This window comes from Methylobacterium komagatae, assembly GCF_042661665.1.
Lineage (GTDB): Bacteria > Pseudomonadota > Alphaproteobacteria > Rhizobiales > Beijerinckiaceae > Methylobacterium > Methylobacterium komagatae.
Map to the genome: position 1 here is coordinate 4,562,424 of NZ_JBHSWN010000001.1, position 24,971 is coordinate 4,587,394.

General features: G+C 69.9%; 24 protein-coding genes and 2 pseudogenes. 7 read left to right on the forward strand and 19 right to left on the reverse strand.

Annotation, left to right across the window (positions count from 1 at the left end; genetic code table 11):
- Window positions 1-2: 2 nt before the first annotated feature.
- Window positions 3-566: a nitroreductase family protein gene (locus ACFQE0_RS22550; protein ID WP_378973630.1), complete on the reverse strand. Its 564-nt coding sequence runs from the start codon at window positions 564-566 to the stop codon at window positions 3-5.
- A 150-nt stretch (window positions 567-716) separates the two neighbouring features.
- Here ACFQE0_RS22550 and ACFQE0_RS22555 point away from each other — a divergent pair, with 150 nt between their 5' ends.
- Window positions 717-1,676, forward strand: coding sequence for a hypothetical protein (locus ACFQE0_RS22555; protein WP_378975638.1), 960 nt, complete (start codon window positions 717-719; stop codon window positions 1,674-1,676).
- A 113-nt stretch (window positions 1,677-1,789) separates the two neighbouring features.
- Window positions 1,790-2,194 (forward strand): PRC-barrel domain-containing protein, encoded by a 405-nt coding sequence (locus ACFQE0_RS22560; RefSeq protein ID WP_378973632.1) that lies wholly within the window; start codon window positions 1,790-1,792, stop codon window positions 2,192-2,194.
- 84 nt (window positions 2,195-2,278) lie between these two features.
- On the opposite strand, the pseudogene ACFQE0_RS22565 reads toward ACFQE0_RS22560, so the two are convergent.
- From ACFQE0_RS22565 to ACFQE0_RS22600, 8 genes and pseudogenes are all read right to left on the reverse strand, one after another.
- Window positions 2,279-3,303 (reverse strand): annotated as a pseudogene (locus tag ACFQE0_RS22565) (YcjF family protein).
- A 19-nt stretch (window positions 3,304-3,322) separates the two neighbouring features.
- The gene (locus ACFQE0_RS22570) at window positions 3,323-4,774 is read right to left on the reverse strand and encodes a YcjX family GTP-binding protein (protein ID WP_378973635.1); all 1,452 of its coding nucleotides are present in this window, start codon (window positions 4,772-4,774) and stop codon (window positions 3,323-3,325) included.
- 89 nt (window positions 4,775-4,863) lie between these two features.
- Complete coding sequence (locus ACFQE0_RS22575; RefSeq protein ID WP_378973637.1) at window positions 4,864-5,973, reverse strand: hypothetical protein; 1,110 nt, start codon at window positions 5,971-5,973, stop codon at window positions 4,864-4,866.
- Window positions 5,974-5,992: 19 nt separating this feature from the next.
- A complete protein-coding gene (gene hisN / locus ACFQE0_RS22580) occupies window positions 5,993-6,781 on the reverse strand; it encodes a histidinol-phosphatase (protein ID WP_378973639.1) in 789 nt (262 codons plus the stop codon).
- Between the two features lie 67 nt (window positions 6,782-6,848).
- Window positions 6,849-8,888 (reverse strand): AI-2E family transporter, encoded by a 2,040-nt coding sequence (locus ACFQE0_RS22585; protein ID WP_378975640.1) that lies wholly within the window; start codon window positions 8,886-8,888, stop codon window positions 6,849-6,851.
- A gap of 123 nt (window positions 8,889-9,011) precedes the next feature.
- Window positions 9,012-10,481 carry an MmgE/PrpD family protein gene (locus ACFQE0_RS22590; protein ID WP_378973642.1) on the reverse strand — a complete coding sequence of 490 codons (1,470 nt, stop codon included), beginning with the start codon at window positions 10,479-10,481 and terminating at the stop codon, window positions 9,012-9,014.
- A gap of 96 nt (window positions 10,482-10,577) precedes the next feature.
- Window positions 10,578-11,873 (reverse strand): nicotinate phosphoribosyltransferase, encoded by a 1,296-nt coding sequence (locus ACFQE0_RS22595; protein WP_378973644.1) that lies wholly within the window; start codon window positions 11,871-11,873, stop codon window positions 10,578-10,580.
- Between the two features lie 195 nt (window positions 11,874-12,068).
- On the reverse strand, window positions 12,069-12,569 hold the full coding sequence (locus ACFQE0_RS22600) for a pyridoxamine 5'-phosphate oxidase family protein (RefSeq protein ID WP_378973646.1): 501 nt from the start codon (window positions 12,567-12,569) through the stop codon (window positions 12,069-12,071).
- A gap of 159 nt (window positions 12,570-12,728) precedes the next feature.
- Between ACFQE0_RS22600 and ACFQE0_RS22605 the strand changes: the two genes are divergently transcribed.
- Window positions 12,729-13,877: an Mrp/NBP35 family ATP-binding protein gene (locus tag ACFQE0_RS22605; RefSeq protein ID WP_378973648.1), complete on the forward strand. Its 1,149-nt coding sequence runs from the start codon at window positions 12,729-12,731 to the stop codon at window positions 13,875-13,877.
- 8 nt (window positions 13,878-13,885) lie between these two features.
- Window positions 13,886-14,503, forward strand: a complete 618-nt coding sequence (gene mobA / locus ACFQE0_RS22610; RefSeq protein ID WP_378973650.1) for a molybdenum cofactor guanylyltransferase MobA — start codon at window positions 13,886-13,888, stop codon at window positions 14,501-14,503.
- An 89-nt stretch (window positions 14,504-14,592) separates the two neighbouring features.
- On the opposite strand, the gene ACFQE0_RS22615 is transcribed toward mobA, so the two are convergent.
- The 6 genes and pseudogenes from ACFQE0_RS22615 to ACFQE0_RS22640 all read right to left on the reverse strand — a co-directional run bounded on the left by ACFQE0_RS22615 (window position 14,593) and on the right by ACFQE0_RS22640 (window position 20,248).
- Window positions 14,593-15,054 (reverse strand): peptidylprolyl isomerase, encoded by a 462-nt coding sequence (locus ACFQE0_RS22615; RefSeq protein WP_378973652.1) that lies wholly within the window; start codon window positions 15,052-15,054, stop codon window positions 14,593-14,595.
- Between the two features lie 48 nt (window positions 15,055-15,102).
- Window positions 15,103-15,603 carry a hypothetical protein gene (locus tag ACFQE0_RS22620; protein ID WP_378973655.1) on the reverse strand — a complete coding sequence of 167 codons (501 nt, stop codon included), beginning with the start codon at window positions 15,601-15,603 and terminating at the stop codon, window positions 15,103-15,105.
- On the reverse strand, window positions 15,600-16,145 hold the full coding sequence (locus tag ACFQE0_RS22625) for a peptidylprolyl isomerase (protein WP_378973657.1): 546 nt from the start codon (window positions 16,143-16,145) through the stop codon (window positions 15,600-15,602). Before ACFQE0_RS22625 ends, ACFQE0_RS22620 begins: the two co-directional genes overlap by 4 nt.
- A 24-nt stretch (window positions 16,146-16,169) precedes the next feature.
- The gene (coaD, locus tag ACFQE0_RS22630) at window positions 16,170-16,676 is read right to left on the reverse strand and encodes a pantetheine-phosphate adenylyltransferase (RefSeq protein WP_378973660.1); all 507 of its coding nucleotides are present in this window, start codon (window positions 16,674-16,676) and stop codon (window positions 16,170-16,172) included.
- Between the two features lie 170 nt (window positions 16,677-16,846).
- Window positions 16,847-18,874, reverse strand: a complete 2,028-nt coding sequence (gene thrS, locus ACFQE0_RS22635) for a threonine--tRNA ligase (protein ID WP_378973662.1) — start codon at window positions 18,872-18,874, stop codon at window positions 16,847-16,849.
- A gap of 113 nt (window positions 18,875-18,987) precedes the next feature.
- Window positions 18,988-20,248: pseudogene (locus ACFQE0_RS22640) on the reverse strand (RsmB/NOP family class I SAM-dependent RNA methyltransferase).
- Between the two features lie 145 nt (window positions 20,249-20,393).
- Between ACFQE0_RS22640 and ACFQE0_RS22645 the strand changes: the two are divergent.
- Both ACFQE0_RS22645 and ACFQE0_RS22650 read left to right on the forward strand, forming a co-directional pair.
- Entirely contained in the window at window positions 20,394-20,612 is a 219-nt protein-coding gene (locus ACFQE0_RS22645; protein ID WP_378973665.1) for a DUF1674 domain-containing protein, read from the forward strand.
- A gap of 57 nt (window positions 20,613-20,669) precedes the next feature.
- Window positions 20,670-20,978, forward strand: a complete 309-nt coding sequence (locus tag ACFQE0_RS22650; protein ID WP_378973667.1) for a cupin domain-containing protein — start codon at window positions 20,670-20,672, stop codon at window positions 20,976-20,978.
- 7 nt (window positions 20,979-20,985) lie between these two features.
- Here the strand turns inward: ACFQE0_RS22650 and ACFQE0_RS22655 are convergent, their stop codons facing one another.
- From ACFQE0_RS22655 to bluB, 3 genes are all read right to left on the reverse strand, one after another.
- On the reverse strand, window positions 20,986-21,846 hold the full coding sequence (locus tag ACFQE0_RS22655) for a DMT family transporter (protein ID WP_378973670.1): 861 nt from the start codon (window positions 21,844-21,846) through the stop codon (window positions 20,986-20,988).
- Window positions 21,847-21,958: 112 nt separating this feature from the next.
- The gene (locus tag ACFQE0_RS22660; protein ID WP_378973672.1) at window positions 21,959-22,456 is read right to left on the reverse strand and encodes a L,D-transpeptidase; all 498 of its coding nucleotides are present in this window, start codon (window positions 22,454-22,456) and stop codon (window positions 21,959-21,961) included.
- A 160-nt stretch (window positions 22,457-22,616) separates the two neighbouring features.
- Window positions 22,617-23,291, reverse strand: a complete 675-nt coding sequence (bluB, locus tag ACFQE0_RS22665) for a 5,6-dimethylbenzimidazole synthase (protein ID WP_378973675.1) — start codon at window positions 23,289-23,291, stop codon at window positions 22,617-22,619.
- A 345-nt stretch (window positions 23,292-23,636) separates the two neighbouring features.
- Here bluB and ACFQE0_RS22670 point away from each other — a divergent pair, with 345 nt between their 5' ends.
- Complete coding sequence (locus tag ACFQE0_RS22670; RefSeq protein WP_378975642.1) at window positions 23,637-24,011, forward strand: DUF2794 domain-containing protein; 375 nt, start codon at window positions 23,637-23,639, stop codon at window positions 24,009-24,011.
- Here ACFQE0_RS22670 and ACFQE0_RS22675 read toward each other — a convergent pair.
- Window positions 24,008-24,886, reverse strand: coding sequence for a dihydrodipicolinate synthase family protein (locus tag ACFQE0_RS22675; protein ID WP_378973677.1), 879 nt, complete (start codon window positions 24,884-24,886; stop codon window positions 24,008-24,010). The two genes, ACFQE0_RS22670 and ACFQE0_RS22675, sit on opposite strands and share 4 nt — an antisense overlap.
- Window positions 24,887-24,971 lie beyond the last annotated feature (85 nt).

Consider the following 24,971-nt stretch of genomic DNA (forward strand, 5'->3'; position numbering starts at 1 on the left):
CCTCACAGGGTGGTGACGATGTCGGCCAGGGCCGGTCGGGGCCGGTCCGAGGGGATCTCCCGGCCGCGCCCGATATGCACGTAGCCCGCCAGCTTTTCCTGCGGGGCGAGGCCCAGCGCGTCGAGCACCCGACGGTCGTAGGCGTGCCATTCCGTGAGCCAGGAGGTGGCGTAGCACATGGCGTTGGCGGCGACGACTAGGTTCATCGCCACGGCGCCCGCCGAGAGCACCTGCTCCCATTCGGGGATCTTCACGTGCGGGCCGGCGCGGGACACGATGGCCACCACGACCGGCGCGTGCTGCAGGCGCCGCCGCTCCTGGTCCAGCCGATCCGGCCCGGCATCAGGATTGTCGGCGGCGAAGGCTGTGGCGATGGCCTCGCCGACCCGCGCCCGCGCCTCGCCCGCGATCACGATGAACCGCCAGGGGGCGAGCTTGCCGTGATCCGGCACCCGTGAGGCGAGGGTGAGCAGGGTCTCAAGCTCGTTGACCGTGGGGCCGGGCCCGTCGAGGAGCGGCGGCGGGACCGAGCGGCGGGTCCTCAGAAGGTCGAGTGTGGCGGTCATGGCTCTAGTCCGAACGCTGACTTGAGGCGGTCTCAGGCCGGTGTGGCACGCGACGCCCCGGCGTGGAAGGTCCGGGCCGCCGATGCGGCCTTGCCGCCGCCATGGTCGCGCGGCACAGGAGCGGTCATGGCGGAACGAGGATCGGCGGGGATGGGCACGGGTCGGCTGACGAGGTGGTGCGTGGGGCTGGCGGCGTCGGCCTTCGCGCTCCTGCCCTCTCTCGCCCCGGCACAGCAGCCCATGCTCCAGCCCGGCACGAACACGCCGATGCTGACGCCCTCGATCACCAGCCCTTCGCTGCCGCCCTCGCTGCCCGCCGCCGAGCCCGACGCGCAGCTCAGCCTGTCGGCGATCCTCTCGGGCGCCGGAACGCCCCTGCGGGACGGGCTCGCCTGGCGGATCTTCGATGACCGGGGCGAGGGCACGCGGCCCACGATCGTCGCCCGCTCCACCGAGGCCGAGCCGCGTTTCACCCTGCCGCCGGGGGCCTATGTCGCCACCGTCACCTACGGTTTCGCCAGTTCCGCCAAGCGCATCGTGCTCGGCGGCCAAGCCTCGAGCGACACGCTGAGGATCGCGGCCGGGGCGCTCCGCCTCTCCGGTGCCGTGGGCGACACCAAGATCCCGCAGGATCAGGTGACCTTCTCGGTCTTCGTGCCGGTGGGGACGAATTCGGAAGGGCGCCTCGTGCGGTCGGCGATCCGCGCCGGCGAGGTGCTGCGCCTGCCGGAGGGCACCTATCACGTGGTCTCGATCTACGGAGAATCGAACGCGATTCAGCGCGCCGATCTCAAGGTCGAGAACGGTAAGGTCACGGAGGCGACCCTCAACCACCGGGCCGCGACCGTCACCCTCAAGCTCGTGGCATCGCCGGGGGCGGAGGCCTTCGCGGGCACCGCCTTCTCCGTGCTGACGCCGGGCGGCGATACGATCCGCGAGGCCATCGGCGCCTTTCCGCAAGTGACCTTGGCCGAAGGCGATTACGTGCTGATCGCCCGCCATGACGGGCAGGTCTTCACCCGCGAGTTCAAGGTCGAGAGCGGGCTCGACAGGGACATCGAGGTGCTCGCCAAGTCCGAGCCGAAGCCCGAGGCAGCGCCCGCGAACTGACGGGGCGGTTTTCGTTCCATGTTTCGCGAATTTACATTTCTGCGTGAGGGGGGAACGATAGCGGGAGGTCGATGCTTCCCTGCCGCCCACATCAACGGGCGTTGGAGGTTATCATGCGTCGTCTCGTTCTTGCTTCTCTCGCCGCTGCGATGCTCGCCGGCCCCGCCCTCGCCGCCGGAGAGAAGGCCGCCCCCGCGACCGTGGCGCCCAAGTTCGTGAACGTGCCGCAGGACGCGGTGCTCAGCTACAACCTGATCGGCCTCAACGTCACCGACGCTCAGAACAACACCGTCGGCGAGATCAAGGACCTCGTGATCGAGAACCAGAAGCTCGCGGGCTACATCCTTTCCGTCGGCGGCTTCCTCGGCATGGGCGAGCGCTACGTGGTGGTGGCTCCCGATTCCGTGGCGCTCGGCTACGATGCCGACGCCAAGAAGTGGAAGGCGATCATCGGCGCCAGCAAGGACCAGCTGAAGTCGGCGCCGGAGTTCAAGTACGACGGCAAGTTCAAGCGCTGATCGAATAGCGCATCCCCTCTCCCCGCCTTACGGGGAGAGGGGCCTTGATCCCGGCCCAGCCGTTCGACGGCTGCGATCAAGCCTTCACGGCTCTTTCTCTTCGCCCCCGCGCATCAACTCCCCGGCGACGTCAGTGAGGCGTGGCGGTTCGGTGCGCACGAAGGGCAGCGGGCGGCAGACTGCCAGGGCTGCGAGCCCGAACCGGGCGGTCATCAGCCCGTTCAGCACTCCCTCCCCGAGCTTCGCCGAGACACGGGCCGCGAGGCCCAGCCCCAGCACCTGCTGCATCATGCTCTCGCCCACCGCCATGCCGCCGGTGACCGTGAGATGCGCCAGCGCCGAGCGGGCAAGGCGCAGGAAGCCGAGGAAGCCGGGCCGTCCGCCGTAGATCGTCGCGATCCGGCGCAGCAGACGCACCCCGGCGAAGAGCACGAAGGCCACGTCCACGATGGCGCGGGGGCTGAGCGCCGTCACCGCCGAGACCTGCTTGGCCGCCGTCGCAATGGCGTTGCGTGCCTGCCGGTCGAGGTCGCCCAGCAACTCCGCTCCGCGAGACCGATCCGGTCGTCGACGTCGAGGATCGCGTCCGCCGAGGCATCGAGCCGGGCGCGGGCCGCGCTCAGACGCTCCCGGTCCGCATAGAGGCCGGACACCTCCTTCACCACCGCCAGGGCGCCGGAATGGTCGCGGGTGGCGATGGCGTCGATCGCCGACTGGCGCAGCCGCTCGATCCGCTTTTCGCGCCGCAGCCCGACGAGTTCGCGCCCGACGATCACAGCGAGCGCCAGCAGGGCGAGGCCGAGCAGGGCGAGCGCGACCCAGCCAAGCCACGGCGCCGCCTGGAACAGGTCGGCGATCATCCGCTCGATGGAGAGACCGACGCCGAGGGAGACGAGGCCGCCCGCCGCCGACCAGAACAAGGCCCCCCAGGGCGAGCGGCTCTTGGGCGCCACCGGCACCGGCACGCCGTCGGCGGCGTCCACGATCTCGAAGGGCTCTTCCACGATCACCGGTGCGGGTGTGGCGCGCTCGGGCGGCGGCGCGACACCGGGCCCGGGCGGTGGCTCGGGGGACAGGCGGAAGGCCCGCGGTTTCTGGGATGGGCTCATCGCGAAGGGTCCGAGGCTATCAGGTGAGCCGGTCGCCGATCAGGAACTGCATCGCCCGGTCGAGGCGGATCTGTGGCAGATGTCCGGGGCGGCCGAGATGGTCCGGGCGGACCAGCGGCGGGCGGAAGCGCGGGAAGCGCAGGGAGCCAGGCTCGACGGCGCCTTCCAGCACCGCCTCCGGCCGGGCCGGTAACTCGCCGGGGAACACCGCCGCCTCGCTCTGCCCGTCGAAGGTTTCGTCGCCGACGATTTCGCCCGCCTCCGGCGTGCCCGCCACCGCGCGCAGCACCTCGCCGTCATCATGCACCGTGGTCTCGCGGGTCGCCCGGACGGAGGCCAAAGCCACCGTGCCGACCCGGGCGCCCGCCGCCTCCGTCCGGCGCATGGCGCGTGAGACGAGCAGGCGCAGGAGCGCGTCGAGCCGGTCGTGGCTCGTTTGGTGGAGATGGTCGGCCTTGGTGGCGGCGAACAGCACCCGGTCGGCGCGGGGGGCGAAGAAGCGCGACAGCAGAGAGTTGCGGCCGATGTTCAGGCTGAGCAGAACCGCGTCGATGGCCTCTTCCAGTTCGGCGAGCGCGGTCGGCCCGGCATCGACGGCCGAGAGCACGTCGACCAGCACGATCTGGCGATCGACTCGCTGGAAGTGGTCGCGGAAGAAGGGCGTGACGACCTTCGTCTTGTAGGCCTCGAACCGCCGCTGCATCAGCCCCGCGAGGCTGTCGAGGTCGATCGTATCGGGCAGGCGGTCGAGGGGCGCGAAAGTCAGCGCCGGGGAGCCCGCGAGGTCGCCCGGCATCAGGAACCGCCCCGGTGGGGTGGTGGCGACCGCCTCCGGTCCGGCCCGGAGCGCCGAAAGGTAGGTCTTGAATGCGTCGCTCGCCCGCTCGGCGGCGACCTCGTCCAGCGGTGAGGCCGGGTCGAACCCCTGTAAGGCGGCGAGCCAGGGGGCGGCGATCTCCGCCCGCCCCGGCCGCCGCGTACCCGCGATAGTGGAGCGCGACCACGAGACGTAATCGGTCTCGATCAGGGCGAGGTCGAGGAGCCATTCGCCGGGATAATCGACCACGTCGAGCATCAGCGTCGCCGGGCCGGAGCGCCACCCGGCGGCGCGCTCGTAGGCGATTTCCAGGCGGAACTGGCTGATCCGGTCGGTGGAGCGCGGCCACGCGCGGGCCTCGCTCAGGGTCGCGAAATGCTCCTCGAAGGGGAAGCGCGGAACGTCGTCGTCGGGCTGCGGCACCAGCCGCGCCCGGCGCAGGCGCCCTTCCTGCGCCGCGGCGAAGGCGGGCAGCGCGTGCGTCTCCACGAGGTGGTGGATCAGCGCCGTGGTGAACACGGTCTTGCCCGAGCGGGCGAGGCCCGTCACCCCGAGGCGCAGGGTCGGCTGGACAAGGAGGTCCTGGGACGCCTCGGCGAAGGCGCGCAAGGCGGAGCCGGCGCGGGAGGCGAAAGTGTTTGCGGGAGGGGCCACGGACCGTCTGGCTCGGGAAGGGACAGGCGGGCGTGAGGTGGCGCGGCGAAGGCGCAGTCGCAAGGGTAGAGAGGTCCGGGGGAGCCCGCTTATTGTTGCGCCGAGGCCGATTGTTCCTGCGCAAGCCGACCGATCGCCCCGGCGACGAGGTCCGGCCCCGCGCGCAAGGTGCCGAGTTCCACCGCCGACATGGCGAGCATGACCGGCGCGAGGTTCGGCAGCGGCGATCCGTCCGGCGCGAAGAGATGCAGGTCGTCGTCGGGCTTCACGCCGACACTGACGGCGATCCGCGCGGCGTAATTGTTGATGCGCACTGTATCGCCCGCGCAGAGTGGGGCGGGCAGGCGCAGGTCGAGGACCGGAAGCCCGGCGGCGATGGCCGGGAGCAGCGCCGATTCCGCGACCATCCGATCCGGGCTCGGCACATGCCCGTTCCCCAACAGGGCGGCGGGATCGGCGACACGCGGGGCGGTCCTGCTGGCGCTCGGCAGGATGCCCTCGGCGATATCGCCCACCGGGCGCGGCGCCGGGATGCGGGCGGCGTTGCGCGCGGCCGGCCGGACGCCCATGCGGGCGAGCGGCGACCAGGGCTGGACCCGAAGCGCCCCTCCCCGCGCCGGGCGAGCCGCCGCGACCCGGGGGGCGCCGCCCGGCCGGTGGCGGGCGAGGAAGCGGGCGCGCAGCGTTCTGCCCAGCCCCTTCGGCGCGAGGGTGGACGAGACGGCCGGCGTCGCTACAGAGGCGCGGCCCGCCACGGGGGCGCCCCGGCATTCGGCGGGTGCCCAGCGGCGCACGATGGCGAGCGCGCTGCGGCGGCTGTAATCACGGTAATAGCGGCGCAGCAGCCGCGCTGCGGCGTCGGCCCCGTCATCCAGGGTGGCGAAGGCCGTGTGCCCCTCCCCGTCCGCGCCGATCTCCCCGGGCCAGCGGGCCGACTTGATGCACCAGCCATTGTTGAGCCGCACGCAGCGGGCGACGTAGGGCGGATCCTTGGCAAGGCTTGCCGTGAGGGCGAGCGCCCTCGGGCGGAGAGCCGCGCCGGTCTGCTCGTGCCAGTTGGATACGGCCCGCGCCGCCGGATCGTAACGCGGCGCCTCGGTCCCGGCCGGACTAGCCGGCGGTAGGACGGGAGCGCCCGGCAGGGCGGCGTGCAGGCTTCCCCACAGGCTCGCCGTGGCGAGGAGGAGGCTCAGCAGCACGGGCCGCCCATGATGCGCCTCACGGGTTCAGCACCTTGAGAGCTGCTTCGTGCAACCTCGGGTCGCCCGCCGCGATCACCCGGCCGCCCTTGGCCGCCGAGCCGCCATCCCAGGACGTGACGCGCCCGCCCGCGCCCTCGATGATCGGGATCAGGGCACAGATGTCGTAGGGCTTCAGTCCCGCCTCGACCACGAGGTCGATCTGCCCCGCCGCGAGCATGCAATAGGCGTAGCAATCGGTGCCGTAGCGCGAGAGTCGCGCCTGCCCTTCCAGGGCGCGGAACCGCTCCGCCTCCTCGCCCTCCGCGAACAGGCGCGGATCGGTGGTGGCCAGCAGCGCCTGCCCGAGATCGGTGCAGCGCCGGGTGCGCAAGGTGCGCTCGCCCGCCGGGCCGCGCAATCGGGCGCTGTGCCCGTCGCCGGTGAAGACCTCACCCAGGTAGGGTTGGTGCATCAGCCCACGGACCGGTACGCCGTGGCGGGTCAGGCCGATCAGTGTGCCCCAGGTCGGCAGGCCCGCGATGAAGGCGCGGGTGCCGTCGATGGGATCGAGCACCCAGACGCATTCCGCGTCCTCCCGCTCGGTCCCGAATTCCTCGCCGAGGATGCCGTGGCCGGGGAAGGCCTTGGCGATCATCGCCCGTAGGACGACCTCCGCCGCCCGGTCGGCCTCGGTCACCGGATCGAAGGGCGAGCCGCCCCGCGCCTTGTCCTCCAGCGCGAATTGCGCCCGGAAGAACGGCAGGATCGCCTTGCCCGAGGCCTGGGCGAGATCCTCCATGAACCGGCCGAGTTCGACGACGCTCATGCGGTGGCTTCTCCGACAGGCGGCTCAGCGCCGACGGTCAGACGAAGGCGGGCGACCGGGGCCGACGTCAAGCCCCCTGCCCCACCGGACCGGGTGCCGCGACCGCGACCGCCGCCGCAGGGTCGGGCTGGGAGTCCTGCCGCGCCGGCCGGGCCGGATCGGCTTCGGCGGCGGCGAGCACCGCTTCCACCGCCTCGTGCAGGGAGCCCGAGACGATATCCGCGTCGAGGGTGAAGCCGGGGCGGCGCTGGCCCTCATCCGCCAGCCACAGGCCGGCGAGCACCGGGACGGCGGGCATGCGCTCGCGCAGGCGTGCGATGAGCCGGTTCAGATGCTGCGGCTCCCCGCCATGGGCGATGGAGACGACGCAGGCGAGCCGCGCTCCCTTCGGTTCGAGCTCGGCGAGATGGACCGAGGCGGTCTCGGCGAAGGGCATGGTCCGGGCGCCAATCCCGCGCTTGGCGAGGATCTGCGCCAGGATCGCCACGGCGGCGGCATCCAGGAAGCCCCGGCCGGAAATGCAGAGCACGGCGCCCTCGCGGGTCCAGGTCTCCGGTAGGTGGTTCGGGATCGGATGGACCGGCAGCGGGCTGCAGGCGCCCTGGGCCTCGCAGGCGTCGGCCGCCTCCTTGTCCTTCCGGGCGCCCTCGACCGGGCCGTCCGCGCGGTCGGCGAGGTCGTCGATGAGTTCGGAGAGCGTCCCGCGCATGGCGCTCTTCTGGGCGGGGGTGAGCACCCCGCGCGCCGCGTCGCGGGCGGCGAGTTCCAGGGCCTTCAGCACCACGTCCTCGTAATAGGAGGACAGCGAGCAATGCTGGAGGATCAACTCGGCATGGCCCAGCACCTCCTCGGAATCACCCGCCAGAATGCGCTGGTAGAAGTTCTGCACGGGTGTCAGCGCGGGCCTGTCGCCGAACAGCACGTCGAGGAATTCGAGATGCTCGGCATGGCGCCCGAGCACCACGAGGCAGACGGTGAGCGGCGTCGAAAGCAGGAGGCCCACCGGCCCCCAGAGCCATGTCCAGAACAGGGCCGAGACCAGCACGGCGGTGGGCGAGAGGCCGGTCGACTGGCCGTAGAGCATCGGCTCGATCACTTGTCCGGTCAGGGGCTCGAGGATCAGGAACAGGATCGCCGTAGCGATGGTCATGTTCCAGCCGGGCTCGATGGCGGCGGCCAGTACCATGGGCAGCAGGGCCGAGATGAACGCGCCGAGATAGGGCACGAAGCGCATCAGCGCGGACACGATCCCGCAGAGCACGGGGTTCGGCACGCCGATCAGGTACAGGCCGATGCCCACGACGAGGCCGAAGGCCGAGTTCAGGGCGAGCTGGGCGACGAAGTAGCGGGAGAGGCGGCTTGCGGCGTCGTCCATCGCCACGGTGGTGCGGTGGAGGTCGCGGGATCCCGCGAGGCGGATCAACCGGTCGCGCAGATCCTCCCGCTGCATCAGCACGAAGAGGAGCACCACGAAGACGATGCCGGTGGTCGCGAGCGGCTGCATCACCGGCGAGAGCAGCGTGCTTGCCGTCTCCAGGGGGCTCGGCGGGCTCGCCGCCATCTCCACCAGCATCGGCTTGCGTTCGGACTGGGGCGGCCCGGCTTCCGCCGGAGGCTTGGGTTTCGGCGGCGGCTCGGGCTTGGCCTCGGTGCTGGCCCCGCCATGGATCACACGGCCGATATTGGCGACGTAGTCGGTGATCCGCCCGGCCGGGCTGTGGCGCAGGCTCTCGACCTTACGCTCGATGGTGGCGCGGTAGCGCGGCACGTCGCCTGCGAGGTCGGCGACCTGGATGCCGATCAGCGTCGCCAGCGCCCCGACGATCCCGAGCGTCATCAGCACGGTGAGCCCCACCGCGACGAGGCGCGGCAGCCGCCAGCGCCGCAGGAAATTCACCAGCGGCCCGAGGACGAAGGACAGGAGCAGGGCGATGGCGATCGGGATGAAGATCTCCCGGCCGAAATACAGTCCCGCCACGATGATCGCCCAGACGATCAGCGGCGAGGCGAGCGCCGCGCGGGGCCGCTCGGCGGCGGCGACGCGGGTCGGTCGCGGATGGATCGCCGGATCCTCCATGCCGAGACCCCCGGTGCTCCTCTTGACCATCACCGACCCGTAAGCCCCCACGACGCGACTTTCGGCGCCGACCGGGGCCGGGGCGCCGCACGTTGAACGGACCGGGAGGGGAATTCGATCCCGCCCGGCCGAAGCGCGGCTGTCGGACCCTCGTCAGGCTCCCTGAACGCCCGCCCTTGCGACCTCGCCCGCATCCTTCAGGTCCGGCAGCGACCGGCAGAGGGTGAGCACCCGTGTGGCCTGCGCTGCGGGCAGGATGCCGTCCGCGAGGTCTCTGAACTTCGCGTCGAGCTGGGCGTCGGTCATCGGCTTTTCGACGCTGCCGATGGCGTGGTCGATGTGCCGGTGGATCGTGCGCCCGTCATTAAGTGTGACCACCATGTCGACCTGCGCCGGGTCGACGCCGGGGGTGACGACCGGGTTCACCTTGGCGCGCAGGGCCAGGACGCGGGGATCCTTCACCGCCCGGTCGCTGAACTGCTTCTCGCCGCCCGCCCCCTCCACGAAAGCCACCGCCACCGCGTGGTAGATGCTGAACTTGCCCTCCAGCCCGGTCTTCGGCGCGGTCTTGCCGGTCGACTCCAGCACCAGGGGATGCACCTTGAGGTCGACGGACTTGATATCCTCCGGCTTCACATGCTCCCCGTCGCGGATCTGGATCGCGGCGTCGATCGCCGGATGCATGACGATGCCGCAGGCGAAGGGCTTGTAGGTGTTGAGCGCGCTCTCGTAGCGGGTGCCGAGCCCTTCGGTGATCTGCGACCAATCCTGCTTGGTCGAGATGGTCTGCGCCCAGCCCCTGCGGACCTCGATCATCTTCTCCGACGATGTGAAGCCCTTCGAGGCCAGGATCGCGGCGAACAGCCCGTTGGCGGCGGCCCGGCCCGGATTGAAGCTCTTGGTCATGGAGCCGAACGACTCGCGCAGTCCGACGGGCTGCGAGGCTGCGAGGCCGAGCGCGTAGATCGTCTGCTCGACGCTCAGGCCCATCAGCTTCGATACCGCTGCCGCCGCGCCGAACGGCCCGCAGGTGCCGGTGATGTGCCACCCGGCATCGTAGTGGTTCGGATAGACGACGTTGCCGATCCGGCACTCGACCTCGATGCCGACCACCAGCGCGTCGAGGAAATCCTTGCCGGAGACGGGCTTCATCTCGGCATGTGCCAGGATCGCGGAGGCGACCGGACCCGCCGGGTGGATGATCGTCTTCAGGTGCGTGTCGTCGAAATCGAAGATGTGGCTCGCTACGCCGTTGAGGAAGGCGGCGTTCATGATGTCGAACCGCTCGGTGCGGCCGAACAGGCTCGCCTGGGGCGGGCCGGAGAAGGGCTGGAGCGCCGAGACGGCGATATCGACCGTCTCGTGGTGGGAGCCGCCGATGGCAACGCCTACCCAGTTCAGGAAGCTGCGCACGCCCTCCCGGCGGACATTGTCCGGCAGACCGTCATAGGAGGAATCGTGGATGAACTCCGCGAGGATCTTCGTCACCGGCGGGGGCGGCGGCGCCTTGAGAGCCTCCTTGTGAGGGGCCTGGGCAACCTCGGCCGCCTGCGCGACGGTCACGACGGGCGCACCGAGCGCGAGGCCTGCAGCCCCGAGGAGAGAGCGGCGGTTCATGGTCATCGGATCCTCCCACGCGGGCCGTCTTGGACCCGTCGTGGTGGACAGTATATTCTGTATTTTCTTTCAGGCGAGGCCCGCCGCGGACGCGGCGGCCCGTCAGACCACCACCGGCATCGTCGCCTGATCGCCCACCCCGAACACCCGCCGGTAGCGGGCGACCTCGTCGGAGGGCCCCTGCGCCTTGGTCGGATTGTCGGAGAGCTTCACCGTGGGATGGCCGTTCGCGTCCATCACCTTGCAGACCACGGAAATCGGATCGAGCCGCCCGTCCGGCATCAGCCCCCGGAAATCGTTGGTAAGCAGCGTGCCCCAGCCGTAGCCGATGCGCATCCGGCCGTGGAAGCGGGCATGGATGCGCTCGATTTCCGCGATGTCGAGCCCGTCGGAGAAGATCGCGAGCTTGTCGCGCGGGTCGCGGCCGTGATCCTGCCAGAAGCGGATCGCCTCCTCTCCGCCCTCGATCGGATCCTTGGAATCGATGCGGATGCCGGTCCAGTCCGCGACCCAATCCGGCGCGTTCGCCAGGAAGCCGGTCGTGCCGTAAGTGTCCGGCAGGACGATGCGAAGGTTGCCCGCGTAATCCTCCTGCCAATCCCCCAGGACGGCGTAAGGCGCGTGGGCGAGCGCCGCATCGTCGGGGGCCAGCGCCGCGTAAACCATCGGCAATTCGTGGGCGTTGGTGCCGACAGGCTCCACCTCGCGCCGGGCGGCGATGAGACAGTTCGACGTGCCGAGGAAGCGCGGCTCGCCCAAGCCCTCGGCCATCGCTTGCACGCACCAATCCTGCCACAGGAAGCCGTGCCGCCGCCGCGTGCCGAAATCCGCGATGGATAGGTCGGGAAGGCGCTGCAACCGCTCGATCTTCTCCCAGACCCGCGTCATGGCGCGGGCATAGAGCACCTGGAGCGTGAGCTTGCCGAGGCCGCGCAGCACCGAACGCGCCCGCAACTCGTTGAGGATGGCCAGCGCCGGCACCTCCCACATGGTGGTCTCGACCCAGGGGCCATGGAAGGTCAGCTCGTATTGCCCGTCACGGGTGGCGAGCTCGTATTCGGGCAGGCGGAAATTCTCGAACCACGACACGAATTCCGGCCCCAGAATCCGGCCCTGCCCGCGGAACACGTTGCCGCGCAGCCACGTCACCTCGCCCTTCGACAGGCGCAGAGAGCGCGCGTGGTCGAGCTGCTCGCGCAGCAATCCCTCATCGACCTCGTCCGCGATGCGCACCCGCGCCGTGCGGTTCGTGATGCCGAAGGTCGCCGAAACCTGCGGATGCCGCCGCAGAATCGTCTGTGCCATCAGCAGCTTATAGAAATCCGTATCCAGCAGCGACCGAACGATCGGATCGATGCGGAAGCTGTGGTCGTAAACCCGCTTCGCCAGATCGAGCATTTTTTGGGACTTTGCGTCGCGCCGGGGGAGAGGGAGGGCGCATAATTTTGGGCGCGGCGTCAACCGGGGCGGGAGGCTTATCCCTCAGCCCTCCCGTCATGGCTTCGCTGCGCTCGCAATGACGAACGGGTCAAAACGAGAAAGGGCGGCGGCCATTCCCAGCCTGCCGCCCTCGATGTGCTTCGTCCTGAAAACTTAGCTCAGCTTGACCTTCTCGGTCTCGGTCTTCGGGCTCTCGCCGGTCAGAGCAGCCTTCACCGTGCCGTAAAGGTGCAGCATCGTCGCATTCGGGCTGTCCCAATACTCACCCTTCTCCGGGCAGACGCGGATCAAGGCGACCTCGGGATCGTCCTTGCCGTTGGGAAACCACGTCTTCAGGCTGGCATTCCACTTGGCGTCGATGAGCGCCTGATCGCGGATCACCTCGGCCTTGCCCGCGACCGACACGTAGTTCTGGCTCGACGGGTCGGAATAGGCGAGGTTCACCTGATCGTCCCGGCTGATCTCGGAAGTCTTGGGCGAATGCAGCTTGGTGAAGAACCACAGATCGCCGTTCTCATCGATGTCGTTGTTCCACATCGGGCGGCTGTTCAGGGTGCCTTCGCTGTCGACGGTGGTCATCATCGCGACCTTCACGTCCTTGATCAGATCGAACAGCTTCTTGGCGCCCTCTTGGTCGCGGTGGTTCTTGTGCACGGCGTCACTCCTGACTCTGGCGGTGGGCCGCAGCGAGCGGCCCTGCCCGGATTCGCCTCGACAACGAGCGAAGCTCCGGTTGGTTCAGGCTGATCGCCAGGGTGGTGTTTCGCGCGTGCGCGTATAGATGGAGGCAATTGAATTCCGGAGCCTGAAACCTTGGCCATCACCCGCGACGACGTGCTGCGCGCCCTGCAATCGGTGACGATCGACGCCGCCGGCACCACCCTCCCCGGCTCCGGCCGCCTGTCCCAGGTCGTGGTCGATCCGAACAACCGGGTCATGTTCTCGATCCTGGTCGATGCCTCCGAGGCCGAGCGGTTCGAGCCGGTGCGGCGTCAGGCGGAAGGCCGCGTCCTCCAGATGCCCGGCGTCTCCGGCGTGTTCGCCAGCCTCACCTCCGAGCGCGACACGAGCCATCCGGCCCAGAGCACCGCCGCGCCCCGCCCGGTCTCGCCGCCGCCTGTCGCCCCGCCCCGGCCCGGCGCGCCGCCGCAGCAGGGTCCGAAGCTTCCGGGCGTGCGCCACATCGTGGCGGTCGCCTCCGGCAAGGGCGGCGTCGGCAAGTCGACCACCGCCTGCAACCTCGCCCTGGCTCTCCAGGCGCAGGGGCTGAAGGTCGGCCTGCTGGATGCCGACATCTACGGTCCCTCGGTGCCGAAGCTGTTCGGTCTGTCGGGCAAGCCCAACGTGGTCGACAACAAGGCGATGGAGCCGATGGTCGGCTACGGCCTCAAGGTCATGTCGATCGGCTTCCTGATCGAGCCCGAGGCGGCGATGATCTGGCGTGGGCCGATGGTGCAGTCGGCGATCACGCAGATGCTGCGCGATGTGCTCTGGGGCGAGCTCGACGTGCTCCTCGTGGACATGCCCCCCGGCACGGGCGACGCGCAGCTCACCATGGCGCAGGCGACACCGCTCTCGGGCGCCGTGATCGTCTCGACGCCGCAGGATCTTGCCCTGATCGACGCGCGGCGCGGCGTGACCATGTTCAAGAAGGTCGCGGTGCCGATCCTCGGCATCGTCGAGAACATGGCGACCTTCATCTGCCCGAATTGCGGCCATGCCTCGCACATCTTCGGCCATGGCGGCGCGAGGGTGGAGGCGCAGCGCCTCGGCGTGCCGTTCCTCGGCGAGGTGCCGCTGAACATGACGATTCGGGAGACCTCGGATGCCGGTCGGCCCGTCGTGGCCACCGATCCCGAGGGCCCGCAGGCCAAGGTCTATCGCGAGATCGCCTCGGCCCTCTGGGCGAACCTGTCCGGTGCAGGCCCCGCCCGCTCGGCGCCGAAAATCGTCATCGAGTAGGGTCGCGGGTGGCGGGCCCCGTCGTCGGCCTGATCCTGGCGGGCGGTCTCGGGCGGCGGATGGGCGGGGTCGACAAGACCCTGCTGCCGCTCGGCGGACGGCCGATCCTGGCGCGGATCACGGAGCGCCTGCGCCCGCAATGCGGCGCCGGGCTGGCGCTGAGTGCCAACGGCGATCCCGCACGCTTCTCGGATGCCTTCGACGGGCCGGTTCTACCCGATCCTGTGCCGGACCTGCCGGGGCCACTGGCCGGCATCCTTGCGGGGCTTGAGCATGGCGCGGGCCTGCCTGGCGTGACTCATGTGCTGAGCGTGCCGGGGGATGCCCCGTTCCTGCCGGAGGATCTCGTCCCGCGTCTGGCCGCGTCCCTTGGGCCTGCGCCCGTCGCGGTGGCGGCCTCGGGCGGGCGGTCTCACTACACGGCGGCGCTCTGGTCCGTCGCCCTGCGGGACGACCTGCGGGCGTGGCTCGCGGCAGGCGAGCGCCGGGTCGGTGCCTTCATCGCCCGCCATGGGGCGAGCGTGGTGGACTGGCCGGTCGCGCCGGTCGATCCGTTCCTTAACCTCAACGCGCCGGAGGATTTCGCCTGCGCGGAGGGCATCGTCCAATCCCGATCCTCATCCTGAGGTGCTGCGAAGCAGCCTCGAAGGAAGGCTCCTCCGAGGCCCGCTGATGCGAACACCTCAGGATGAGGTGGAAGGTGGGAAGGAGCGGCTTACGCGGCTGCGCCGACCGAAGCCTTCACGATCTTGTCCGGGGAGCGCGGCGGCTCGCCCTTGTTGATCGTGTCGATCACATCCATGCCTTCCACGACCTTGCCCCACACGGTGTACTGCTTGTCGAGGAAGCGGGCGTCATCGAAGCAGATGAAGAACTGCGAGTTCGCCGAGTGCGGGAAGTTCGTGCGGGCCATGGAGCAGGTGCCGCGCACGTGCGGCTCGGCGTTGAACTCGGCCTTCAGGTCCGGCAGCTCGGAGCCGCCCGAGCCGGTACCGGTCGGGTCGCCGGTCTGGGCCATGAAGCCGTCGATAACCCGGTGGAACGGAACGCCGTCGTAGAAGCCCTGCCCGGCGAGGGTCTTGATCCGCTCCACGTGATTGGGGGCGAGGTCGGGGCGCAGCCCAATGACGACGCGGCCCTTGGTGGTCTCGAGGACGATGGTTTCGTTGTCCGCCATGATCGGTTCTCCGTTGATGCGGGGTGTGGGTGAGGGGTTGGCCGCCGGTCAGGCCGGGGGATGGTAGACGAAGCGCAGGGCCATCGGCCTACCGGCAATGGCCCGGCCGAGGCCGGGGGTGAGGCGCACCGGGGTGCAGCGACCGAGCGCCGCGACGGTGGCCTGGGTGAGCGCCGGACGATCACCATCCGAGACGCCCGCCGTGTAGGTGATCCGCGGGGTGCCGATGAGGCTGCCGTCGCGCCGCAGTGAGAGCCGCGCCGTCACCTGGACGTCGGGCCCCTGCGGTGCGGCGGTGAAGCGGGGCGCGCTCCAACAGGCGGCGAGCGCCGGAAAGAGCTGCCTCAGCGTGTTCGCCGCGCCCGCCGGCTTGTCCGCGAGGGGCACGGCGATCGTGGCGCGCAGGGTTTCCGGCAGGGCCAAGGGATAGCCGCCGCCGGGCGTGTAGACGTAGCCGGAAAAGAGATGGCCCCCGTCATAGGCGCGCGCCGAGGAGGCCGCGCCGAGGACGAGGACGCCCAGCAGGACAGGCCGGAAGGCCAGCCTCACTGAGCCTTCTCGGCGAGTGTCATGCGCACGATCTTGTCGGGATCCTGCACCGCGCCGCCGGAGGCGCCGGGGGCGGCCTTCTTGATCTTGTCGAGGACGTCGAGCCCGTCCGTGACGTTGCCGACGATGGTGTATTGGCCGTTCAGGAACGGCGCGTCGCCGAGGCAGATGAAGAACTGCGAGTTCGCCGAATTCGGGTTCGAGGAGCGGGCCATGCCCACCGTGCCGCGCTTGAACTGCGCGCTCTTGGAAAACTCGGCCGGGATATCGGGCAGGTCGGAGCCGCCGGTACCGTTGCCCTTCGGGTCGCCGGTCTGGGCCATGAAGCCGTCGATGACCCGGTGGAACTTCAGGCCATCGTAGAAGCCCCGGCCGACCAGGGTCTTGATCTGCTTCACATGCTTGGGCGCCAGATCGGGGCGCAGCTCGATGGTGATGCGGCCGTCCTTGGTCTGCAGGTAGACGGTGTTGGAATCGGCGGCGAAGGCCGGGACCGTGAGGCCCGCCGAGAGGGCGAGCGCGAGGAGCGTGCGGCGTATCATGGCTCTGTCGGGGTCCTTCTGGTCTTAAGAATGGGCCGGCGCGAAACGCGCCTTGAGCCGGGCGGCGACTTCGGCGGGCACGAAGGGGGACACGTCCCCTCCCATGCCGGCAATCTGCCGCACCAGGGTCGCGGTGATGGGCCGGGCGCTGGTCGAAGCGGGCAGGAACACCGTCTGCACCTCGGGCGCCATGGCGCCGTTCATGCCCGCGAGCTGCATCTCGTAATCGAGGTCGGTGCCGTCGCGCAGGCCCCGGATGAAAATCGTGGCGCCGCAACGGCGCGCCGCCGAGACGGCGAGGTCATCGAAGGTCACGACGTCGAGGACGGCCCCTTCGGCCGCCGCCATCGGCCCGCAGCTCAGGCGCAGCAACTCGGCCCGCTCCTCGGCGGAGAAGAGCGGCGCCTTGCCGGGATGCACGCCGATGGCGAGCACCAGCCGGTCCGTCAGGCGACAAGCCTGGCGCACGACGTCGAGATGGCCGTTCGTGACCGGATCGAACGAGCCTGCATAGAGAGCAGTACGGGTCATCGCCCGTTGCCCTAGCCTGTTTTCGGGCAGGACGGAACCTTTGGGGTGAGTTCCCCAGCCCGACGCCTCCCGTCTTTGCGAGCGTCAGCGAAGCAAGCCAGGGCAGCGGGACGCTTCCGAACGAGGCGGATCCCTGGATTGCTTCGCTATGCTCGCAAAGACGGCGGAGCCTACGGAACCGGCGCTTCCCCGTGATGCGAATCGAGTACCGCGTCGCTCGTCGGCACGGTCTCGGCTACCGCATCGGCCCGGCGACGGTCGGGCGAGGTGGCTTCTTCCACGAAGGCGGCGATGGCCTCGGTGAGGGGCAGGGTGCGGGTCTGCTGGCTGCCGAGGCGCCGGATCGAAACCGTGCTTTCCTCCGCCTCACGCTTGCCGAGGGCCAGCAGGACTGGAACCTTCGCCAGCGAATGCTCGCGGACCTTGTAGTTGATCTTCTCATTGCGGAGATCGGCCTCGACCCGCAGGCCCGCCTTCTCCAGCGCGCGCACGACCTTGGCCGCGTAGGGGTCCGCCTCGCCGGTGATGGTCGCGACCACCACCTGCACGGGCGCGAGCCAGAGCGGGAAATGCCCGGCGAAATGCTCGATCAGGATGCCGGTGAACCGCTCCATCGAGCCACAGATTGCCCGGTGGACCATGACCGGCGGCTTCTTCTGTCCGTCCGCATCGACATAGAAGGCGCCGAACCGCTCAGGCAGGTTGAAGTCGACCTGCGTGGTGCCGCATTGCCAATCGCGGCCGATGGCATCGCGCAGCACGTACTCGAATTTGGGCCCGTAGAACGCGCCCTCCCCCGGGTTCACGGCGGTCTTGATCCGCCCGCCGGACTGTTCTTCGATCTGCGCGAGCACCCGCGTCATCACGCTCTCGGCATGGTCCCACAGGGCGTCCGAGCCGACACGCTTCTCGGGGCGCGTCGAGAGCTTCACGACGATCTCGCCGAAGCCGAAATCGGCATAGGTCGAGAGGATCAGGTCGTTGATCTTCAGGCACTCGTCGGCGAGTTGATCCTCGGTGCAGAAGATATGCGCGTCGTCCTGGGTGAAGCCGCGCACGCGCATCAGCCCGTGCATGGCGCCCGACGGCTCGTAGCGATGCACCACGCCGAATTCCGCCATCCGCAAAGGCAGATCGCGGTAGGACTTCAAGCCATGCTTGAAGATCTGCACGTGGCCGGGGCAGTTCATCGGCTTGAGGGCGAACCAGCGCTTGTCCTCGGCCTCCTCGCCCGCCGATTGCGCGGCGAACATGTTTTCCCGGTACCAACCCCAGTGGCCTGAGGTCTCCCACAGGGCCTTGTCGAGGATCTGCGGGGCGTTCACCTCGGCATAGTCGCCCCGCAGGCGGCGGCGCATATAGGCGATCAGCTCCTGGAACACCGTCCAGCCCTTGGCGTGCCAGAAGACGACGCCCGGCCCCTCTTCCTGGAAGTGGAACAGGTCCATCTCGCGACCGAGGCGGCGGTGATCGCGGCGCTCGGCCTCTTCCAGCCGGTGCAGATAGGCGTCGAGGTCTTCCTTGGTGGCCCAGGCGGTGCCGTAGATGCGGGTGAGCATCGGGTTGTTCGAATCACCCCGCCAATAGGCGCCCGCGACCTTCATCAGCTTGAAGGCGGTCCCGACCTTGCCCGTCGAGGTCATGTGCGGGCCGCGGCAGAGGTCGAACCACTCGCCCTGGCGGTAGATCTTCAGGTCCTCGCCCGGCGGGATGGCGTCGACCAGCTCGACCTTGAAGCCTTCCTTCTTCTCCGCGAACAGGTTGCGCACGTCGTCGCGCTTCCAGACCTCCTTGGTGAAGGCCGTGTCCCTGGCGATGATCTCGCGCATCCGCGCCTCGATCGCCGGGAAGTCCTCCGGCGTGAACGGGGCCTCGCGGTGGAAGTCGTAATAGAAGCCGTTCTCGATGACCGGGCCGATGGTCACCTGCGTCTCCGGCCAGAGCGACTGCACCGCCTCGGCGAGCACGTGGGCGCAATCGTGCCGGATCAGTTCGAGAGCGCGCGGGTCGGCACGGTCGAGGAACTCGATCCGGGCATCCTGAGAGATCGGGTCGTCGAGATCGCAGACCGTCCCGTCGAGCGCCATGGCCACGGTGCGCTTTGCGAGCGACTTGGCGATGCCCTCGACCACGCTGCGGCCGGTGGTGCCGGCGGCGACTTCGCGCGTGTTGCCATCGGGAAAGGTCAGGACGGGCATGGTCTGTCTCCTGGCTCACTCCTGCGAACGGGGCAGGTAAGCGGGTCGGTGCGGGAACGCGAAGGCGCGCCGTTTAGACGGTTTCGCGCCGGGATGGAATGTCGGGCGCGCGGTCAAGCGCTCCGCACGAGACGGCTCGCAAAAAACCCGTCGAGGCCATGGCTCGGCAGGGTACGCAGATCGCCGTTGGCGTCGATCAATTCGTGCTGGCCGCCGACCTCCTCCGGGCGGACGGACGCCCGCATGAAAGCCGGGTTCCGGGCGAGGAAGGCGGCGACCTGCGCCTCGCCCTCGTCGGGCTCCAGGGAGCAGGTGCAGTAGACGAGCCGCCCGCCCGGCCCCACCAGTGTCGCCGCGCGGTCGAGAAGCCGCGCCTGCAATTGCGCGAGGCGGGCGATGTCGGACTCTTCCTTGGTCCAGGCGACGTCGGGGTGGCGGCGGATCGTGCCCGTGGCCGAGCAGGGCGCGTCGAGAAGCACCGCGTCGAAGGGCTCGGCCTGATAGGCGGTGGCGTCGGCCACAGTGACCTCGGCGGTCAGGCCGATGCGCGCGAGGTTCTCACGAAGCCGCTCCAGGCGCGGGGCCGAACGGTCGAGGGCCGTGACGGCGGCGCCACGGCTCGCGAGCCTGCATCGTCTTGCCTCCCGGCGCGGCGCAGAGGTCGAGCACACGCTCGCCCTCCGTCACGCCGAGCAGCCGGGCGGGGATGGCGGCGGCGGCGTCCTGCACCCACCACGCGCCCTCCCCGAACCCTGCCAGGGCCGGGATCGCCTCGCCATCCGGCGGCAGACGCAGGGAGCCGGTCGGCAGCAGGGTCGCGCCGAGGGTGTCGGCCCAGCTCTGCGCCTCGTCCTCGCGGCGTGGGGTCAGGTCGATCGCCGCGCTCGTGAGATGCGCCTTCGCGATGGCCGCCGCCCGCTCGGGCCCGTACGACGCAACCCACCGTCGGGCGAGCCAATCGGGCGTGTTCCCGCCCAGGGGATCGGCGGCGGCGAGGACGGCCTCGCGCTCCCGCGCGACCCGGCGCAGCACGGCATTCACCACCCCCGTGAACCCGGCGGTGCGCTGATCGGCCTTGGCGAGGCGCACCGCGCAATCGACAGCCGCGTGGTCGGGCACGGACAGGTCGAGAATCTGCGCACAACCCGTCGCCAGCAGCGCCAGCAGGCGCGGCTTGCCTACGGGCAGGCCCTTGTCCAGCCGCTCGGCGAGGACGACGCGAATCTGCCCGAGTCGGCGGAAGGTCGCCACCGCGATCGCCCGTGCCAACGCGGCATCGGCCGGCTCCAGCCGTTCGGCGCGCAGGGCGGCGGCCAGCGCCTCATCGAGCGCCGGAGGCCGCTCCTGCCCGATGAGATCGGCGACGGCCTGCACGGCCACCCGCCTCGCGCCGAGCCCTGCCGCGTCCTGGCCGGTCGTATCGCTGTCATCCGCCGCGTTGCGGACCTTGCCTCGAGATGCCACGTCTAACCTTGAAACCCTGTCGATCACGACACGACCTCACACCCGAGCGAGCCCGATGCAAGACCGCAGCGACGATTCCGCCCCCGCCGAGACGCCCAAGCGCACTTTGACCCCCGCCGCCGAGCGCGCCCTGGCCGAGGCGGCCGAACGCCGTGCTGCCATCGATGCCCGCGCCGCCGAAATCCAGGCAAAGCCCGAGCGTCAGGGGCGCGGCGGGCTGGAGCCGGTGCGCTACGAGGATTGGGAGGTAAAAGGCCTCGCCGTCGATTTTTAAAGGGCGGAACGGACGCCCCGCCCTTCCGTTGCCCTGCCATTCGAAAGGAGAACGGTCATGGCGACGAAGGTTTCGGCCAAGCAGGCGGTCGAGGGACCACACGGTGAGATCGGTCTCGCCTCAGGCGAGCGCGTGGCGATGCGCATGTGGCGCAACGAAGAGCCCAATGCCGACAAGCCGATGACCCGCTCGGAGCACGAGACGGTCGGCTACGTGCTGAGCGGCCGGGCCGACCTGATCGTCGGCGGCGAGACGGTGTCGCTGGCGGCGGGCGATTCGTACCTCGTTCCGGCCGGGACCGAGCACACCTACCGCATCCACGAGACCTTCACTGCCGTGGAGGCGACCTCGCCCCCGGCGAAGTAGCAGTCGTTCAGGCGAAGCGCTTCGCTCCGGCGACGCACAGGACCACGACGGCACTGACGGCGAGCATCGTCCCCGAGACGGGCTCGCCGATCACCAGCGCAGCCAGCGCGAGGCCGAAGAAGGGTTGGAGCAGCTGCAACTGCCCGACGCTCGCGATGCCGCCGAGCGCCAAGCCCCGGTACCAGAACACGAACCCCACCAGCATGCTGAAGACCGAGACGTAGGCGAGGCCGCTCCAGGCCGCCGCGCCGACGCCGTCCCACCGTGCCGGCCATGTGGCGAGGGCGAGCGCCCCCATGGCGGGCAGCGCCAGCACCAGCGCCCAGGAGATCACCTGCCAGCCGCCGAGGCGCCGGGACAGGGCCGCGCCCTCGGCGTAGCCGAGGCCGCAGAGCAGGATCGCCGCGAGCATCAGGAGGTTCGGCGCGAGGCCTGCCGCCCCGCCCTGCGCCAGGGCGAAGCCCGCCACGGCGCCGCTGCCGAGGATCGAGAACAGCCAGAAGGCCAGGCGCGGGCGTTCGCCGCCGCGCAGCACGCCGAACAGGGCGGTGGCGAGCGGCAGCATGCCGACGAAGACGATGGCCTGCGCCGAGGTCATTCCACGCAGGGCCAGCGCCGTCAGAAGCGGGAAGCCCACCACCACGCCGAGGGACACGAGGACGAGGGCGCCGAGGTCGCCCCGTGCCGGGCGCTTCTGCCGCAGCAGCCAGAGCAGCGCCCCGCCGAGGAGGGCGGCGATCACAGCCCGCGCGGCCGTGAGGAACAGCGGCGCGAAGCCCGCCACCGCCAGCCGCGTCGCGGGCAGCGACCCGCTGAAGATCACAACACCAAGAAGCCCACTCCCCCACCCTGCCGTCGTCCGCCGCATGATCCATCCGCCTCCGAGACCATCGGCTTACGGAGCGCGGCGGGATCGCGATACGGACGGAGCTGCACGGTTGGGACGAACTGTACTGCTCCACCAGCCGGAACGGACGCCGTTAATGGGTCATCAGCACGGGCGTGCCGACATCGACCCGCTGGTAGAGATCGACCACATCCTGATTGTACATGCGGATGCAGCCATAGGACGCCCAGGTGCCGATGGAGCTGGGACGGTTCGTGCCGTGGATCGCGTATTGCCCGCCCGCCAGCGTCATGGCGGCGGCACCCATCGGGTTGTGCGGCGAGCCCCCGGCGATGACGTTGGGCAGGCGCGGGTTGTCGCGCTTCACCTCCCACGGGGGCGACCAGGCCGGGGCGACGTACTTGCCATCGATCCGCGCCGTGCCGAACCATTGCTTGCCGGGCTTGCCGACCGCCACGGGGTAGCGGATCGCCGTGCCGTCGCCGTTCACGAGGTAGAGCTTACGCTGGGATACGCTGACCACGATCGTCCCAGCCGACGCATCACCGAAGGGCACGACCTCCCGCGCCGAGGCAGACCCGGCCGCGACCATGGCGGCCAACCCGAAAACAACAGACACCCGACCCGACATCGCCGCAACTCCACAAGCGTGAGTGTATGCGGGCCATCAAGCCATGGTCGCTCACGACCGTTCCAGGGAAAGCTATGGTTGATGCGTGGAGAACCACTGAAACCGAAGGTGAGGGTAAAGAGAAACAGTGAAGCAGCATCGTGAATGCTGAGGACAATGCTTACCGCTCGTAGAGTTCCGCCCCGCGTGGGTCCTCCTGCTGCCAGCCGTGGCGTTCCAGCTCCGGGTCGGGATGCTCTTCCTGCGGCAGGCCGAGGCAGAGATAGGCCACGAGCCGCCAGTGCGGCGGTACGTCGAGGATCGTCGTGACCGCCTCGGGGTCGAGGATCGAGACCCAGCCGACGCCGATCCCGCGCGCGCGGGCGGCGAGCCACAGGCATTGGACAGCCCCGACCACCGAATAGGCCAGGGTCTCCGGCATGGTCGCCCGGCCGAGGCCGAGGCCGGTGCCGGTCGCCTCGTCACAGAAGGCGGCGAGGTGAACCGGCGCCTCCCGCAGGCCGGCGAGCTTTAAGGCCCGGTAGTGGGCGGCGCGGGCGTCGTCGTAGCTCGCGGCGGCCGCCGCGTTGCAGCGGGCGAAACTGTCCGCCACGGCGCCGCGCCGCGCCGGGTCCGACACTCGCACGAACCGCCAGGGGCGGGAGTTGCCGACCGAGGGCGCCCGGTGCGCCGCCGCGAGGCACGCGCGCAGGGTCGCCTCGTCCAGGGGATCGGAGCGGAAGCGGCGCACGTCCCGGCGCCACGCGAACAGCGTGTCGAGTTGGGCCGTGAAGTCACCGTCGAAGGCGGGCGGGTCCGTGGTCACCGGAGCGGCATATCCGCCGCGACCGCCCATCGCAAAAGCAAAAAAAGGCCGCCCGGGAAGGGCGGCCTTAAGTCCCTTGGGTCTCGAAACCTCGGAGTGCCGGCTCAAGCGGATTCGGACGGTGGCCGAGGCTGGGGAGCACGGGTTCGGCCAACGGCCGGGCAAGATCCGGCGAGGTTCGAACTGTGTTGTCGGGCCGCAACACGGCTCGCAAAAGGCGCTAATGGGGCAAAACCGTGAAGTTTGTCGCTTGGATGTGTCCTGGTGATCACGCCGGCGTCATCGCCCCATGCGGGGCAGGCGTCGCCCCTCCCCTTGCGGAGGGCGGGTGCGGGGACCATCATCCCGGCTAAGGACAGCGCGCCAGGAGCGATGATGAGCGAATGGACCAGCGCCGGGCCGCGGCCCGACGAAGCGTCAGGACACGTCATTCCCTTCCCCTCCCGGGCCGAGCCGCCTCAGGTGGCCTTCAACCGGGACGAGTTGCGGGTGATTTTCAACCTGTACGGACGTCAGGTCGCCCAGGGCGAGTGGCGTGATTACGCAATGGATTTCCGGCGGGACAAGGCGGTGTTCTCGATCTACCGCCGCACCTCCGAGATGCCGCTCTACCGCATCGAGAAGGATCCGAAGCTCGCCCGGCGCCAGGGCGCCTACGCGGTGATCGCGACGAGCGGGCATGTGATGAAGCGCGGCACCGACCTCGCGCGGGTCATTGCGGTGCTGGAGCCCGGACCCAGGGCGGTCTAAGCGGCGAGTCCCATCGCCCGCACGGTCGCCAAAGCCTGCGCCTGGACGTCCTCCGGCAGGGGGAGGATCGGGCGGGGCGGTTGAGCGCCGGCGATGGCATGCACGATCCGAAGGGAGGAATGGGCCTTGAACAGGTCCCAGAGGGGCGCCATCGCGGCGTCCAGCGCGCGGGCGCGGGTCGCGTCCCCCGCTTGCACGGCGCGGATGATCTCCAGGCACGGCTTCGGAAACAGCCCGGCGGCGACGCTGTACCATGCGACCCCTCCGGCCAGCATCGCCTCGGTGGCGTTCCAGTCTCCGCTGAAGCCGAGGGGAAATCCATCCGGCAGGGCATCGCGCAGATCGGTCACCGTCGCGGCGGCGTCCTCCGGCGCAGGCCCGGGGCATTTGGCTGCGACCACCCCCGGTAGACGAGCAAGGCGACCGAGCAGAGCCGGCGTGAAGCGGAAATGCGTGGTGGCCGGATTGTCGTAGATCACGAGGGGCAAGCCGCCCTCTTCCGCCACGGCGGCGAAATGGACGAAGACCTCGTCTTCGGTAAGCGGCGTGTAGGAGACTGGCGCGAGCAGCCCCGCGCATGCCCCCGCCTCCTTCGCGTCTTGGGCAAGCCGAACCGCCTCGTCCGTGCGCAACGCACCGATTCCGACGAGGAGCGGCACCTGATTGCCGACTGCATCCGCGGCGATGCAAACCGCCCGCCGGCGCTCTTTGCGGGTGAGGTAGGCATAGGTGCCGGTGCTGCCGAGAAGCCCGATCGAGTCGACTCCCGCCTCCACGAGCGGCGCCAGCAGACGGCGCAGCCCTGCCTCATCGACCCGCCCAGCTTCATCGCAGGGCGTAATCGGAAAAGCGGACAGGCCGGAAAACGCGCTCATCGGGTCGCTCGAAACTTGGTGTCCAGAGGGCGGGCCTTCCGGCGGGTGCGGGGCAGCGCCCTGCGGAACCATAAACGAGAAAGGC

Coding starts and splice junctions, on each gene's coding strand:
- ACFQE0_RS22550 (WP_378973630.1), bottom strand. CDS start 566: ATGACCGCCACACTCGACCTTCTGAGGACCCGCCGCTCGGTCCCGCCG.
- ACFQE0_RS22555 (WP_378975638.1), top strand. CDS start 717: ATGGGCACGGGTCGGCTGACGAGGTGGTGCGTGGGGCTGGCGGCGTCG.
- ACFQE0_RS22560 (WP_378973632.1), top strand. CDS start 1,790: ATGCGTCGTCTCGTTCTTGCTTCTCTCGCCGCTGCGATGCTCGCCGGC.
- hisN (WP_378973639.1), bottom strand. CDS start 6,781: ATGAGCGTCGTCGAACTCGGCCGGTTCATGGAGGATCTCGCCCAGGCC.
- ACFQE0_RS22585 (WP_378975640.1), bottom strand. CDS start 8,888: ATGGTCAAGAGGAGCACCGGGGGTCTCGGCATGGAGGATCCGGCGATC.
- ACFQE0_RS22590 (WP_378973642.1), bottom strand. CDS start 10,481: ATGACCATGAACCGCCGCTCTCTCCTCGGGGCTGCAGGCCTCGCGCTC.
- ACFQE0_RS22595 (WP_378973644.1), bottom strand. CDS start 11,873: ATGCTCGATCTGGCGAAGCGGGTTTACGACCACAGCTTCCGCATCGAT.
- ACFQE0_RS22615 (WP_378973652.1), bottom strand. CDS start 15,054: ATGGCGGACAACGAAACCATCGTCCTCGAGACCACCAAGGGCCGCGTC.
- ACFQE0_RS22625 (WP_378973657.1), bottom strand. CDS start 16,145: ATGATACGCCGCACGCTCCTCGCGCTCGCCCTCTCGGCGGGCCTCACG.
- coaD (WP_378973660.1), bottom strand. CDS start 16,676: ATGACCCGTACTGCTCTCTATGCAGGCTCGTTCGATCCGGTCACGAAC.
- thrS (WP_378973662.1), bottom strand. CDS start 18,874: ATGCCCGTCCTGACCTTTCCCGATGGCAACACGCGCGAAGTCGCCGCC.
- ACFQE0_RS22645 (WP_378973665.1), top strand. CDS start 20,394: ATGCAAGACCGCAGCGACGATTCCGCCCCCGCCGAGACGCCCAAGCGC.
- ACFQE0_RS22650 (WP_378973667.1), top strand. CDS start 20,670: ATGGCGACGAAGGTTTCGGCCAAGCAGGCGGTCGAGGGACCACACGGT.
- ACFQE0_RS22655 (WP_378973670.1), bottom strand. CDS start 21,846: ATGCGGCGGACGACGGCAGGGTGGGGGAGTGGGCTTCTTGGTGTTGTG.
- ACFQE0_RS22660 (WP_378973672.1), bottom strand. CDS start 22,456: ATGTCGGGTCGGGTGTCTGTTGTTTTCGGGTTGGCCGCCATGGTCGCG.
- bluB (WP_378973675.1), bottom strand. CDS start 23,291: ATGGGCGGTCGCGGCGGATATGCCGCTCCGGTGACCACGGACCCGCCC.
- ACFQE0_RS22670 (WP_378975642.1), top strand. CDS start 23,637: ATGAGCGAATGGACCAGCGCCGGGCCGCGGCCCGACGAAGCGTCAGGA.
- ACFQE0_RS22675 (WP_378973677.1), bottom strand. CDS start 24,886: ATGAGCGCGTTTTCCGGCCTGTCCGCTTTTCCGATTACGCCCTGCGAT.